Origin of the sequence: Flavobacterium sp. LC2016-13, assembly GCF_009707955.1 — a bacterium.
Lineage (GTDB): Bacteria > Bacteroidota > Bacteroidia > Flavobacteriales > Flavobacteriaceae > Flavobacterium.
Genome location: NZ_WMDQ01000001.1, coordinates 444287 through 459782 on the forward strand (window position 1 = coordinate 444287; position 15496 = coordinate 459782).

Annotated in this window: 11 protein-coding genes; all 11 read right to left on the reverse strand. The window is 34.1% G+C overall.

From position 1 onward, the window contains the following. Window positions 1-550 precede the first annotated feature (550 nt). The 11 genes from queG to GKZ86_RS02020 all read right to left on the reverse strand — a co-directional run bounded on the left by queG (window position 551) and on the right by GKZ86_RS02020 (window position 15494). The gene (gene queG / locus GKZ86_RS01970) at window positions 551-1477 is read right to left on the reverse strand and encodes a tRNA epoxyqueuosine(34) reductase QueG (protein ID WP_154781449.1); all 927 of its coding nucleotides are present in this window, start codon (window positions 1475-1477) and stop codon (window positions 551-553) included. A gap of 84 nt (window positions 1478-1561) precedes the next feature. Further along, window positions 1562-2821 carry a cytochrome P450 gene (locus GKZ86_RS01975; RefSeq protein WP_228526506.1) on the reverse strand — a complete coding sequence of 420 codons (1260 nt, stop codon included), beginning with the start codon at window positions 2819-2821 and terminating at the stop codon, window positions 1562-1564. An 11-nt stretch (window positions 2822-2832) separates the two neighbouring features. After that, the gene (gene ruvB / locus GKZ86_RS01980; RefSeq protein ID WP_154781450.1) at window positions 2833-3855 is read right to left on the reverse strand and encodes a Holliday junction branch migration DNA helicase RuvB; all 1023 of its coding nucleotides are present in this window, start codon (window positions 3853-3855) and stop codon (window positions 2833-2835) included. Between the two features lie 111 nt (window positions 3856-3966). After that, window positions 3967-5769 carry a cbb3-type cytochrome c oxidase subunit I gene (locus tag GKZ86_RS01985; protein ID WP_110837522.1) on the reverse strand — a complete coding sequence of 601 codons (1803 nt, stop codon included), beginning with the start codon at window positions 5767-5769 and terminating at the stop codon, window positions 3967-3969. Between the two features lie 31 nt (window positions 5770-5800). Continuing rightward, the gene (locus GKZ86_RS01990) at window positions 5801-6988 is read right to left on the reverse strand and encodes a cytochrome c oxidase subunit II (RefSeq protein WP_154781451.1); all 1188 of its coding nucleotides are present in this window, start codon (window positions 6986-6988) and stop codon (window positions 5801-5803) included. A gap of 19 nt (window positions 6989-7007) precedes the next feature. Beyond that, window positions 7008-8549: a quinol:cytochrome C oxidoreductase gene (locus GKZ86_RS01995; protein ID WP_154781452.1), complete on the reverse strand. Its 1542-nt coding sequence runs from the start codon at window positions 8547-8549 to the stop codon at window positions 7008-7010. A 27-nt stretch (window positions 8550-8576) separates the two neighbouring features. After that, window positions 8577-9122, reverse strand: coding sequence for a cytochrome c (locus tag GKZ86_RS02000; RefSeq protein ID WP_026983715.1), 546 nt, complete (start codon window positions 9120-9122; stop codon window positions 8577-8579). A gap of 8 nt (window positions 9123-9130) precedes the next feature. Then, complete coding sequence (locus GKZ86_RS02005; RefSeq protein WP_154781453.1) at window positions 9131-9655, reverse strand: DUF3341 domain-containing protein; 525 nt, start codon at window positions 9653-9655, stop codon at window positions 9131-9133. Then, window positions 9648-11048, reverse strand: coding sequence for an NrfD/PsrC family molybdoenzyme membrane anchor subunit (gene nrfD / locus GKZ86_RS02010; RefSeq protein ID WP_055096849.1), 1401 nt, complete (start codon window positions 11046-11048; stop codon window positions 9648-9650). The genes GKZ86_RS02005 and nrfD overlap by 8 nt, the downstream gene beginning before the upstream one ends. A 34-nt stretch (window positions 11049-11082) precedes the next feature. Beyond that, complete coding sequence (locus GKZ86_RS02015) at window positions 11083-14136, reverse strand: TAT-variant-translocated molybdopterin oxidoreductase (protein ID WP_154781454.1); 3054 nt, start codon at window positions 14134-14136, stop codon at window positions 11083-11085. A gap of 32 nt (window positions 14137-14168) precedes the next feature. Beyond that, entirely contained in the window at window positions 14169-15494 is a 1326-nt protein-coding gene (locus tag GKZ86_RS02020) for a c-type cytochrome (RefSeq protein ID WP_154781455.1), read from the reverse strand. Window positions 15495-15496 lie beyond the last annotated feature (2 nt).

The window sequence follows — 15496 nt, forward strand, 5'->3', positions numbered from 1 at the left end:
ACCATATTGTTTGAAGGGTTCAGACTAAAAAAATAGCGATTAGATTAAATTAGTAGTTTTTGGCACAGCGAAAGTATGCAACCCCCTGTATTTTAGCCACTTTAGTCGATCAACTACCCATAAAAACGTTAAACAACACTTTTTATCGCTCAAAATTAACTCTGAACTACAGAAAACTTAACTATTCTGTAACGAAAATGAAGAAAATTCTTAATTTTTTATTGATTTGTCAATAATTTTAGAACAAAGCAACAAAAACGCAAATAAAACTTACAATACAAGCATACAAAAAATACACTAACAAACTCTAATTCAATATTTTAAATAAAAAATAAACAAATTAATATCTTACGAAATATTAACCTTGATTTAAAAGGAATTTTACGAATTAAAATTTGGGAAAATGTATTTTGAAATCTTTAAAATACAAGAAAATATTTACACTTAAAATTACTTTATTTTAAATTTTAGTGCCAATAAAAAATGAAATAATAAGAAAGGGAGCACAAAAAACTGTGATAAATTTTCAACCTAAACTTACATTTAGGATTTATTCTAAAAATTTAATATTGCGTTTTAAGCCTTCGAATTTTGTTCTTTTGATTGGAGAATTTTTAAAAACAGAGCGAAAAGTTTCTTCAGTAATTTCAATCCAATCTTTTTTGGAGAATGAAAGTAACTCAGGATTTGGGTTAAATAATGGTTCAGAATGAGATTTTGAAAATCTATTCCACGGGCAAACATCCTGACAAGTATCACAACCAAACATCCATTCATCAAATTTACCTTTCATTTCATAAGGAATATTTTCTTTAAGTTCAATGGTGTAATAAGAAATACATTTACTTCCGTCAATTATGTGAGGTGCCACTATAGCTTGTGTAGGACAAGCGTCGATACAGGCAGTACATGAACCACAATGATCTGTAGTTGCGTGGTCATATTCTAAATCTAAATCGAGTATTAATTCGGCAATAAAATAAAAAGAACCTACTTTTTGAGTGATTAAATTACCGCTTTTACCAATCCATCCTAATCCGCTTTTTGCTGCCCAGGCTCTGTCTAAAACAGGCGCCGAATCTACAAAAGCACGACCAGATACGTCTCCAATATTTTCCTGAATAGAAAAAAGAAATTCTTTTAATTTCTCTTTGATAACAAAATGATAATCCTGTCCGTAAGCATATTTTGAGATTTTAAAACTTTCCTGAGTTTGAGTTTCAGGTGGGTAATAATTTAATAAAAGTGACACTACACTCTTTGCGTCATCAACCAGTAAGGTCGGATCTAAGCGTTTGTCAAAATGGTTTTCCATATAGGCCATTTGACCATGATGGTTTTTATTTAACCATTTTTCAAGTCGAGGCGCTTCTTCTTCTAAAAAACCAGCTTTAGATATACCACAAGCAAGAAAGCCAAGCCTTTTTGCTTCTGATTTTATAAATTCCGAATATGTTTCTTTAGAATTAATACTCATCTTTTTGAGAATAAAACTTCTACATTAACAGGTTTTAAAGTAATTAGAGGATTAAACTTAACATTATCATTGTTAGCTTTAATCTCATATTTTTTTTATGATATGAGCGATAGTCAGACACATTTCATAAATAGCAAATCCTGAACCAATACACATTCTTGGTCCTGCGCCAAAAGGATAAAAGTATTGCATAGAAATCTTCTTTTGATCTCCCAGAAAACGTTCCGGATCAAATTTATCAGGATTCTCCCAGTATTTCGGATTTCGATGTAACTCATAAAATGAAACTCCAATAAGAGTTTCTTTCTTTATATTAAATCCGGCCAATGTATCATCTTCTACATTTTGTCTATCAGTAATCCATGCTGGCGGATATAAACGCATCGCTTCATTCAAAACAGCATTTGTATATGTCATTTTTTGTAACTGCTCAACAATATTGTCTGTTTGCGATTCAATCTCTATAATTTCGTTTAGTATCTTTTGTTGTACTTCGGGATGTCTTCCCAAAAGATAAACAGCAAAAGTCAATGCATTTGCAGTAGTTTCATGCCCTGCTATAAACAGAATTTTTATTTCATCAATTAACTGGCTTATAGACATGGGTTCACCCGTATCTTCATAGCGAGTTTCAAGAAGCATGTTAAGTAAATCATTAAATTCTTCATGAGAAGAATTTCTAATATCAATAATTTCTTTAATAATGGCATTATTTTCTAAAGCCAATTGCTGGTGTTTTTTTACCTGACCAGTTAAAGAGAACCACCACGCTTTATGCGGAAGCCTGATTTCTTTGATTAAAAAGTTTTGAACTTCTTCAATAATAAACTTTATTCTATTTAGTTTTTCTTCCGAAATTGAAAGCTCGAATAAAGATTTAGCAACGACATTAAATGCTAACTGACTCATTACAGGAAAAAGATCAATTGTCTTTTCTTCCATTAAACCATCTAATTCTGAAATAATAGTCTGATTCATGTTTTCGACTAACTGATTCATTTTTTGCCTATGAAACGCAGGCTGAATGAGTCGTCTTTGCTTTAACCAAAAATCACCATCAACTGTTAAAAGTCCATTTCCTAAATATTTTGAAAGATAAACAGATTGAAATTTAGACTTATGATAATTCTTATGGTTCTTTTGTAATATGTACTGAGCAACCTCATTATCTCGTGATAAAATAATATACTTAGAAAACCCAATCTTGATTGAAAAGGAATCTCCAAATTTATCAAAATATCTTCTATGATAAGGAATGGGATTTCTACGCACTCCTTCAGCATCTATCAGAAATCTACCTATTGATAATTTATTTGGATAATTATATTTTTTATTCTCAGACATTAATATAATTATTAAAACAATCCGCCTTGAATATTGGTGTTTACTTTTCCTAAATGCTTATATGCTTTCTCGGTCACTTCGCGTCCACGCGGTGTACGCATAATAAAACCTTCCTGTATTAAAAAAGGTTCATAAACTTCCTCGATTGTTTCGCTGCTTTCAGAAACGGCAGTTGCCAAAGTTGAAAGTCCAACAGGGCCACCTTTAAATTTATTAATGATCGTTAATAGAATTTTATTGTCCATTTCATCAAGTCCGTGTGCATCTACGTTAAGGGCTTTTAAAGCATAACGTGCAATTTCAAGATCAATAGTTCCATTTCCTTTTATTTGTGCAAAATCACGAACTCTGCGTAACAATGCATTTGCAATACGAGGTGTACCACGACTACGACCTGCAATTTCAATTGCAGCGTCTAATGAAATTGGCATTTTTAATATAGAAGCACTTCTTTCAACAATTGTTGTCAAAAGTTCAGTGGTATAGTATTGCAAACGTGATGAGATTCCGAAACGAGCTCGCATTGGAGCTGTTAATAATCCTGAACGTGTTGTAGCACCAATAAGTGTAAAAGGATTTAGATTGATTTGCACTGTCCGAGCATTTGGTCCCGATTCAATCATAATATCAATTTTGAAATCTTCCATTGCCGAGTACAAATATTCTTCAACAATAGGACTCAAACGGTGAATTTCATCAATGAATAAAACATCTCTTTCATCAAGATTAGTCAGTAAACCTGCCAAGTCTCCAGGTTTGTCCAAAACAGGTCCGGAAGTAATTTTAATTCCTACTTCAAGTTCATTCGCTAAGATATTAGCCAAAGTAGTTTTTCCTAAACCAGGAGGCCCATGAAAAAGGGTATGATCAAGTGCTTCGCCACGTTGATTCGCCGCAGCAACAAAAACTTTTAAGTTTTCTAAAACTTGGTCTTGCCCTGCAAAATCATCAAATGACAGTGGGCGTAATCTTTTTTCAAGATCTAACTCTTCCGGGTTGTATCCTTTTGTTGTGGGATCTAGGTTCTCATTCATTCTACAAAGATAGGCAAAGTAATCAGTTTGTAAAATAGTAAAAGTGAACGGTTAGAACTTTAACTAAAACAAAAAAGACTGTCAATTATGACAGTCTTTTTTAAATATTTTTTAGTGGTGTAAAACTTCTTCACCTTCTTTCATTGGTACATTTTGCGGTACAAAATCTACATCGTGATTTGGGTTACTATAGTCATACGGCCAACGATATACATGAGGGATTTCACCTGGCCAGTTACCGTGAATATGTTCTACAGGAGTTGTCCACTCTAATGTTGTAGATTTCCATGGATTCTGAACTGCTTTCTTACCGTAGAAAATACTACTAAAGAAGTTGTATAAGAATACTAACTGAAACGCACCTCCTACAAGAGCAAATGTTGTAATCAAAACATTCACATTTTGTAAATCATCAAATAATGGGAAGTTTGTATTTGTATAATAACGTCTTGGTAAACCAGCTAATCCAATAAAGTGCATTGGAAAGAATACTCCATAAGCACAAACTGCTGTTACCCAAAAGTGAATATATCCTAAGTTTTTATTTAACATTTTTCCGTACATCTTAGGGAACCAGTGGTAAATACCAGCAAACATTCCGTAAAGTGCAGAGATACCCATTACTAAGTGAAAGTGAGCAATTACAAAGTAAGTATCGTGAACGTTAATATCTAAAGTACTATCTCCTAAAATGATTCCAGTTAAACCTCCAGTAATGAAAGTAGAAACCATTCCAATTGAAAATAACATTGCAGGGTTGAATTGTAAGTTACCTTTCCATAAAGTTGTAATCCAGTTGAACGCCTTTACAGCAGATGGAATTGCAATCAATAAAGTTGTAAAAGTAAATACAGATCCTAAGAAAGGATTCATACCTGAAATAAACATGTGGTGACCCCAAACAATTGTAGATAAAAATGCAATTGCAAGAACAGACATAATCATCGCTCTGTATCCGAAGATTGGTTTACGAGAGTTCGTAGCCATAATTTCAGAAACAAGTCCCATTGCTGGTAAGATTACGATGTAAACCTCAGGGTGACCTAAGAACCAGAATAAGTGTTCGAATAATACTGGAGATCCACCTTGATAGTGTAGAACTTCACCAGCAATATAAATATCAGACAAGAAGAATGATGTACCAAAACTTCTATCGAAAATCAATAATAAAGCAGCAGACAATAATACTGGAAATGAAATAACACCAATGATAGCTGTTACGAAAAATGTCCAGATTGTAAGCGGAAGTCTAGTCATAGACATTCCTTTTGTTCTTAAGTTGATAACTGTTACAATGTAATTTAAAGATCCCATTAATGAAGATGCAATAAAGATAGCCATCGAAACCAACCATAAAGTCATACCTGTTCCAGAACCTGGAATTGCTTGTGGTAAAGCACTTAATGGAGGATAAATTGTCCAACCTGCAGAAGCTGGTCCAGCTTCAACAAATAATGAGCTTAACATGATTACAGCAGATAAGAAAAACAACCAATATGAAATCATATTCATGAATCCAGATGCCATATCCCTCGCACCAATTTGAAGCGGAATAAGTAAATTACTAAAAGTACCACTTAGACCTGCCGTTAGTACAAAGAATACCATGATGGTACCGTGAATTGTAACTAAAGCCAAATAAATATCATTTGCCATTACACCATCAGGTGCAAATTTATCTCCTAGTAAAACATTAAAGATTTTAAAAGACTCTTCTGGCCATGCTAATTGCATTCTGAAAAGCAAAGACATTGCAATACCAATTATACCCATAATAATACCGGTAATCAAATATTGCTTAGCAATCATTTTGTGATCAATACTAAAGATATATTTAGTAATGAAAGTGTCTTTATGATGATGTTCGTGCTCGTGATCGTGTCCGTGATCGTGATCGTGCGCTTCTGCTGACATATATGTATACTTTAAATTTTCTTAATAAATATTATTTCATAGCAACTTTAGCTACAACTGCCTTAACAGTATCGATAACTGCTTTAACAGTATCTTTTGCAACGCTACTATCTTTAGTTGCCTCTACTCCTTCAGCTGGTTTCTCAGCTGCAGCAGCTGCTTTAATATCCTGAGCTAAAGTAGTTTTTTCACTTAACCATTTTTTATAATCTTCCGGAGAATCAACAATAACTTTCATTTGCATGTTGTAATGAGAAGCTCCACAAATTTTATTACATAATAATAAATAGTCAAATGTGTAAGGATCTAAAGCTGTACCACCTTTAGCAACTAACTCAACGCTTTTTTCAGCTCTAAGTTTGTTAATGTTAGCAACTTTTTCAATCATAAATGGCAATTCTCTATATTCTGCAGTTGTATAAGTTGGAACAAAAGCAAACTCAGTAACCATTCCGGGAACACAGTTCATTTGTGCTCTAAAGTGAGGCATATAAGCTGAGTGTAATACATCTTGAGAACGCATTTTGAAATGTATTTTTTTACCTTTAGGAATATGCAACTCAGAAACAATAATATCATCCTGAGCATTAGGATCAGACATATCAACACCCAAAGTATTAATACCTTCGATTAAACGTACATTAGCTTTTCCCAAAACATTATCTTGTCCGGCATATCTTGCTGTCCATTTAAATTGTTGAGCATATAATTCAATTTCAATTACATCTTCGTCTTTGTCAACAAACATAATGTTGTTCCAAGCATATAATCCGTAAAGAATTAAACAAGCTAAAACTACAGATGGAATAATACTCCAGATTGCCTCTAATTTGTTGCTATCAGCAAAAAATAATGCTTTTTTATCTTTATTTCCTCTATTTTTAAAAGAAAACCAATATAATAAACCTTGTGTAATAAATTGTACTACAAAAATTAAAACCCAAGTAATATTCATTAAACTATCTACCAAAAGTCCATGCTCTGAAGCAGGAGTATGAAGCGCTAAACCACCCCATTTTAGTAAACCGTAAATTGTAAAGATATAAATGAAAGCTAAAAAGCCAAACATGATATATCCCTGAATATTGTTATCATTATCTGATGCAACTTGAGAATCGTCCGAAGAAGATCCTACTTGAGTAAGATCAAATATCTTGGTCAATTGCCATAATGCAACTGCTAATAAAACTAAAACTATAATTACCAACAAACTTGTCATCTGTTTACTTCTTTAAATATTAATAATGAAAATGTTTACTTTCTTCAATGAAAGGATTTCTTTTTGCTAACAGAGGCGCTTTAGTTAATGCAGTAAATACAACAAATATAAATAAACCTAAGAAGAAAAGAATCGATGAAATTTCAGGAATTCCAATAAACCATTTATCTCCAACTGTACCAGGCATAATCATATTAAAGAAATCAACATAGTGACCCAATAAAATAACAGTTCCAGCCATTACAATAACCCAGCTAAGACGTTTAAAGTCAGTATTAACCAAAATCAATAATGGAAAAACAAAGTTCATAACTACAGCACCAAAGAAAGGCAAGTTATATAATTGAATTCTTGTAATAAAATAAGTAACCTCTTCAGGAATATTTGCGTACCAAATCAACATAAATTGTGAGAACCATAAATATGTCCAGAAAATACTGATACCGAACATAAATTTAGCTAAATCATGAATGTGGCTTGTATTTACATATTCTAAATATCCTTTAGATTTTAAGTATATTGTAACTAATGCTATAGTAGTAATTCCGCTTACAAAGAAAGAAGCAAAAACATACCAACCAAATAAAGTACTAAACCAGTGTGGATCAAATGACATAATCCAATCCCAAGACATAATAGACTCAGATACGATAAAGAACACTAAGAATCCAGCAGATAATTTAAAGTTCTTTTTATAATTTAAATCGTCATTAGCATCATCTTGAGCTAAACAATTCTTTCTAGAATAATGACGGTATAAGTTCCATCCTAACAAAAAGATACCAGCTCTAACAATCCAGAAAGGAAAGTTTAAATACCCATGCTTACCAGCAATGATTTCATCATAATTTGCACTATTTGGATCTGTAATTCCTTTTTCTAACCAAACAAATATGTGATTAAAATGTAATCCGCAAAGAACTAATATAATAAAGAAAATTACAGAAGCTACAGGCAAATAAGCCGTAATACCTTGCATAACTCTAAACAAAACCGGTGACCAACCTGCCTGAGCAACTTGTTGAATAGCATAGAATGCTAAAACACCCATAGAAAGTAGTAAGAAGAAAATACAAGCAACATATAATGCAGACCATGGCTTATTTTGCAGTTGGTGCAAAACGTGCTCAGCATGTGCATTAGGATCATGCTCTTCATGAGAAACTTCTGCATGTTTATCACCTTTTACTTCAAGTTTCACAACTGGAGCAGCATGTGTTTCCTCTGATTGTCCTTCTTTAACAACTTCTTTTGCAATAACAGTATCTTTACTTGAAAGAACTGAATCTGTATTTACAGCAGCTTCTACATGTGCAGCTGCAGCTTCTTCATGATGAACAGCTTCAGATGATTCTGCATGAGAAGTTGCTTCAGCAGTTTCATGAGGTGCAGCTGTAGCCTCACCATGTTCTCCACCGTGCTCAGATGCTTCTTTTGCAAGAAGAGTTTTTACCTCTTCAATATTTTTAGGAGCTTTTAAAAAACCATATCCAATCCCTAATATACCAACGGCCATTAGAATGAAAGAAAACGTTTTTAATTTACTTGAAAATGTGTACATATCTATTACGATCAGTTTGTTCAACAATTATAATTGGCTTTTTAGTTTTAGAACATAGTCAGCAACTAACCAACGTTCATGGGCACTTAATTGATTTGCATGTGAACCCATTGCATTTAAACCATAAGTTTCAACGTGAAAGATACTTCCTTCAGTAATTACTCTGTCTTTGTAGCTAGGTACTCCAAGAAATTTTTCTCTTTCAACCAATTTACCTTTACCGTTTCCAGCTGCACCATGGCAACTGATACAATAAATTTCGAAAAGCTCTTTTCCTTTTCCAGAATTTCTATCTGCTTCAGTCAAAGGCGATTTCAAATTAGCTTTTGCTAATTCATAACCTGCAGTCGAATTTTCATATTCATAAGGTTCAAAACCTCTATTGATAGTTCCTTCTACAGGAAGCTGTCCTTCTTTTCCACCTTTGAATATTTTTGCTTCTGAATAAGTTTCATAACCTACAGACTCATACATATTAGGGAAATACTGATAGTTTGGTGCCGAATTATTGTGGCAAGATGAAACTAAAATAGTTATACCAACTAAAAGTGTTATTTTATATATCCTTTTCATAGCTACAATTAATTCTTTTCAATTACTTTAATTTCAACAGCTCCTGTGCTTTCGAAAAAAGAAACTAGTTCTGATTCGTTATCATTTACAGCAACTTCCATTAAGAAATGGTCATCTGTTGTTCTTACATCAGGATTTTCAGCTTGCTTAAATGGCCATAATCTACTTCTCATATAAAAAGTAATAACCATTAAGTGGGCAGCAAAAAATACTGTCATTTCAAACATAATTGGCACAAAAGATGGCATATTCTGAATGAAACTAAAACTTGGTTTTCCACCAATATCTTGTGGCCAGTCATGAATCATAATATAACTCATCATGAATGTTGCAAAAGAAATACCAACACATCCGTATAAAAAAGCACAAATTGCTAATCTTGTTGGTGCTAGACCCATTGCTTTATCCAACCCGTGAACCGGAAATGGAGTAAAAACCTCTTCAATATGATGATGAGCAGCTCTTGTTTTCTTTACTGCATCCATCAAAATATCATCGTCATTATAAATGGCGTATATTACTTTATTACTCATGATGTGTATCTTTATTTGCTCTTTCTCTAATGTAATTATCTCCTGTTCCTTTCAAGATTGTTTTTACCTCTGCCTGAGCAATTACAGGGAATGTTCTAGAGTATAATAAAAACAATACGAAGAAGAAACCTATCGTTCCAATGAAAATTCCAATATCAACAAATGTTGGTGAAAACATTGTCCAAGAAGATGGAAGGTAATCTCTATGTAAAGAAGTAACAATAATTACGAATCTTTCAAACCACATTCCGATGTTTACTACAATCGAAATAATAAATGAGAACATGATACTTGTTCTTAACTTTTTGAACCACATAAATTGTGGAGAGAAAACGTTACAAGTCATCATTGACCAATATGCCCACCAGTAAGGTCCGGTAGCTCTGTTCAAGAACGCATATTGTTCATACTCTACACCTGAATACCAAGCTACAAATAACTCAGTGATGTAAGCTACACCTACAATAGAACCTGTAATCATGATTACAATATTCATTAACTCAATATGTTGTAGTGTAATATAAGCTTCAAGATTAGATACTTTTCTCATAACAATCAACAATGTATTTACCATCGCAAATCCTGAGAAAACCGCTCCGGCAACGAAGTATGGAGGGAAAATTGTTGTATGCCATCCCGGAATTACAGAAGTAGCAAAGTCCATCGATACAATTGTGTGTACAGAAAGTACAAGTGGAGTAGCCAAACCTGCAAGTACCAAAGACACTTCTTCGAAACGCTGCCAGTCTTTTGCTCTACCACTCCATCCAAAACTTAGAATAGAATATACTCTTTTATTAAAAGGTGTTATTGCTCTATCACGTAGCATTGCAAAGTCAGGTAATAAACCAGTCCACCAGAAAACCAATGATACTGAAAGATAAGTTGAAATTGCAAAAACGTCCCAAAGTAATGGTGAGTTAAAGTTTACCCATAGAGATCCAAATTGATTTGGTATAGGCAAAACCCAGTATGCTAACCATGGACGTCCCATGTGAATAATTGGAAATAAACCTGCTTGAACTACTGAGAAGATAGTCATTGCTTCTGCAGAACGGTTAATAGCCATTCTCCAACGTTGACGGAAAAGTAATAATACCGCAGAAATTAATGTACCTGCGTGACCAATACCAACCCACCAAACGAAGTTCGTGATATCCCAAGCCCAACCAACTGTTTTATTTAATCCCCATGTTCCAATACCGGTAGATACGGTGTAAATTATACAGCCTAACCCCCAAAGGAAGGCTATTAATGCGATTGAAAATACAATCCACCAATGTTTATTTGCAGGACCTTCAACAGGTGCAGCGACATCTACAGTTACATCGTGATAAGATTTATCACCTATAACTAAAGGTTTTCTAATGGGTGCTTCGTAGTGAGACGACATAATCCTTTATATGTTTCTTAATTAATAATTTATTCTAAGTATTTCTAACTTTAACATGGTAAACCACATTAGGTTTTGTTCCAACATGCTCTAATAAGTGGTATGATCTTTCATCAGCAGCTAATTTAGCAACTTTACTTTCAGCATCATTAACATCACCAAATATCATTGCTCCAGAAGAACAAGCGTTTGAACAAGCTGTTTGGAATTCCCCATCAGCAACTGGGCGACCTTCATTTTTCGCTTTTAATTTAGTCGCTTGTGTCATTTGAATACACATAGAACATTTTTCCATAACTCCACGAGAACGAACGTTTACGTCTGGGTTTAATACCATACGACCTAAATCATCATTCATATGATAATCGAATTCTGTGTTTTTGTTATACAAAAACCAGTTAAAACGACGTACTTTATACGGACAGTTGTTTGCACAATAACGAGTACCAACACATCTGTTGTATGCCATATGGTTTTGACCTTCACGACCGTGAGATGTTGCAGCAACTGGACAAACTGTTTCACATGGTGCGTGATTACAGTGTTGACACATTACTGGTTGAAAAGAAACTTGTGGATTATCTCCAGGTTTTTCCATTTCATTAAATGTAGATAATGAACTAGATAAACCAGCAATATTCTCTTTTCTTTCATTGTCTCCTGCAAAAGTACTTTCAGAAGAATAATATCTATCAATACGCAACCAGTGCATATCACGACTTCTTCTTACCTCTGCTTTACCAACAACAGGAACGTTATTTTCAGCGTGACAAGCAATAACACATGCTCCACATCCGGTACAAGCGTTTAAGTCAATTGAAAGATTAAAGTGATGTCCCGTAGAACGATCAAATGACTCCCATAAATCAACTGTTGTAGCTGCAACTTCCTGGTGATCTAAAGATACCATTGGTTGTTCGTTCCAAAATTCAGCATCTTTAGTATTGAAGATTTCTAAGGTAGTTTCCTTAATGATATCTCCTCTACCCATTAATGTTTTTTGTCCTTGAACACAAGCAAACTCATGAACTCCATTTGCTTTTGCAAGTGAAACAGACTGAACACTATTAAAGTTTTTATATAAAGCGTAAGCATTTAAACCTACTTGCATTTCTTCTTTTAAAGCCGCTTTACGACCATAACCAATTGCCAAACCAACCGTACCAACAGCTTGTCCTGGCTGAACAATTACCGGAACGTTTTCTAATTTAGAACCATCAGCAGTAGTAATTGTAGCATAACTTCCGTTTAAACCTCCGTTTGCAACAATTTCATTTGATAATCCAAGTTTTTTAGCATCAGTATTAGAAACTGTAACATAATTATCCCAAGAAACTCTAGTAATTGGATCCGGAAACTCTTGCAACCAAGGATTGTTTGCTTGTTGTCCGTCACCCATACCTGTTTTAGTATACAATACTAATTCGAAATCTCCTGTTGATTTTGATTTTGAAACTGCATTTGCGGCAGCAGAATAATCAAAAGAACCTGCAGATAAAGCAGTAGAGCCAATTACAAAAACACCATCATGTAATACTTTATTCCAAGAAGAACCAGCAATAATTCCAGCTGAATTAACTTTAAGATAATCGTAGAAATTTCCACCAATTCCGTTTAGAGATAATAAAACGTCTTGAAATTGTTTTGTATTGAATATAGGGCGAATAGTTGGTTGAGTTAAACTATAAGTACCTTTTGTAATCTCAACATCTCCCCAAGATTCTAAGTAATGAGGTGCAGGAGCAGCAATTGTAGTAATTGAAGCAGTTTCGTCCTCTTTTAAAGAAAAAGCAACTGAAGTTTTTACTTTTTTCAACCCAGATACAAAAGAAGCTGAATCAGCTAATGTATAAACCGGATTAACACCACTCATGATTAAAGTATGAACACTTCCTGCATTCAAATCTTTTATCAATTGAGATACAACTGCATCAGAACCTTTTCTAATTTGTCTTGTACCTGCTGTATTGAAAGCTTCACTAACCAATACCTGATTGATTGCTAAAACTAATAATTGAGCATTTTTATCTTCAATTCCAGATACTAAAACTCCTTTAGAACCTGCAGCTTTTAATTGTTGTGCAGCTTTTGTAACTTCTGCTTTATAAGCAGCATCCAAAGAAACAGGAACAGAAGCACCAGCAACAATATTATATATTTGAACTAAAGCTTGTTTTTGATTAGCAGTAGTCATTGGAACACGCTTATCAGCAGCAGCTCCGGATAATGTCATATTTGATTCAAACTGAAAGTGACGAGACATTTTTCCATTTTGAGGAATACGTCCTTTTGCATATCCAGCATCGTAGCTACCACCTTGCCAATCTCCTAAGAAATCAGCACCAACAGATACGATTAAAGAAGCTTTTGAAAAATCATAATCAACTAAAGCTCTTTCACCATAAACTGTTTCAAACGCATCTAATGCGTCTGATGAAGAAACTGCATCATAAACAACATGTTTTGCATTAGGGTTTTTAGCGATAAATTCAGCAATTAATTTTTCAGTAGATGGACTCGCCAAAGTATTTGTCAATAACACTACTTGTCCACCTTTTGCTTTTGCATCAGCAAGACTTGATTTAATTTTTAAATCAACAGCAGACCAGCTACTATTTTTTCCATCCAATTTAGGCTCTTTCAAACGCATGCTGTCATATAATGACAGGATAGACGCATGAATTCTAGCATTGGCTGAAAACTTAGCTCCAGAAATAGTATTGTTATCAATTTTAATTGGACGACCCTCACGAGTTTTTACTAAAAGGTTAGCAAAATCAAAACCATCAAAAACAGTAGTTGCATAATAATCTGCAACACCAGGAATGATTTGTTCTGGTTGCAACACATAAGGTATAGACTTGTGAACAGGACCTTCGCAGGCAGCTAAAGTTACCGCTGCAGTACTAAATCCTACGTACTTTAAAAAGTCACGACGTGAAGTTCCAGATGAAGCTAAAGCATCTGCATTTCCTAAGAATTCATCCGTAGGAATTTCTTCAACAAATTCGTTATTTCTAAGCGCCTCAACAATAGAACTATTTTCTAGTTCTTCAACACTTTTCCAGTATTTTTTGTTTGATGACATTGTATATAAATATTAAAATCTTAATAATTCGATTAATAGTGGCATTTACCGCATTCTAAACCTCCCATTTGCGCTGCAGTCAATTTCTCTACACCGTATTTTTTAGAAAGTTCAGCATGAATTTTATCATAATATGCATTTCCTTCCATCTTAACATCAGTTTTTCTATGGCAATCAATACACCATCCCATTGTTAATTTAGAATATTGCTTCATGATCTCAAATTCCTGTACCGGACCGTGACAAGTTTGACATTCAACACCTGCAACAGAAACGTGTTGTGAGTGGTTGAAATAAACAAAATCAGGAAGATTATGAATACGAACCCATTTTACTGGCTGCGTTTTTCCGGTATAAGCTTGTTTAGTCTTATCCCATCCTACAGCATCATATAGTTTTTGAATCTGAGCATCGTAAAACGCTTTACTGTATTCAGCAGTAGCTGTAGTTTCAGCAACTTCAGAAATGTTTTTATGACAGTTCATACAAACATTTAAAGATGGAATACCAGCATTTTTACTTACACGTGCAGCAGAGTGACAATACTTACAATTGATTTCATTATCACCAGCGTGAATTTTATGAGAATAATGAATTGGCTGAATTGGTTCGTAATTTTGATCTACACCTACTTGCATTAAGAAAGCATACACAAAATAACCACTTGCCAAAAGCAAAAAGATTGAAGTAACCAATACTAAAAATTGATTTTTAGCAAAAGCTTTCCAAATTGGCGTTCTAGCCTCTTTTGGAGCAACTTCAATACCATTATTACTAGCAACTTTAGTCAACACTTTGTTCACCATGAACAACATAACAACCAAAATAGCCATTACAAGCGCAAGAGCACCTAAAATAATGTTATTAGAAATCCCACTTCCTCCTTCTTGAGGCCCTGTTGGCAATTCACCAACCACTTTAGGAGGATCAACTTTTACTTCAGAAGTGTAAGCGATAATATTATCAATATCACCTTCAGACAATTGAGGAAAAGCAGTCATTACAGACTTGTTGTTTTCTTCAAAAAGTTTTACAGCAACAGCATCACCTGATTTAATAACTTCAGAACTGTTGTGAACCCACTTGTAGATCCAAGCCATTTCATGCTTAGCAGCAACTCCTCTTAAAGCAGGACCTGTTGATTTAGCATCTAATTTGTGACATGCAGCGCAATTTGCATTAAAAAGTTCCTTCCCTTTTACTGGATCACCACCTGTTGTTGCGGCCGGAGCAGCAGCTGCAGGTGCCGCCGGAGCAGCAGCTTCTTGAGCAAATGAAGTTAGGGAGAAAATCAGCGTTAGCGATAAGCTAAGCAGCAATTTTCTTGAGATCGAATTATGGTTACCCACCTTTTTCATAT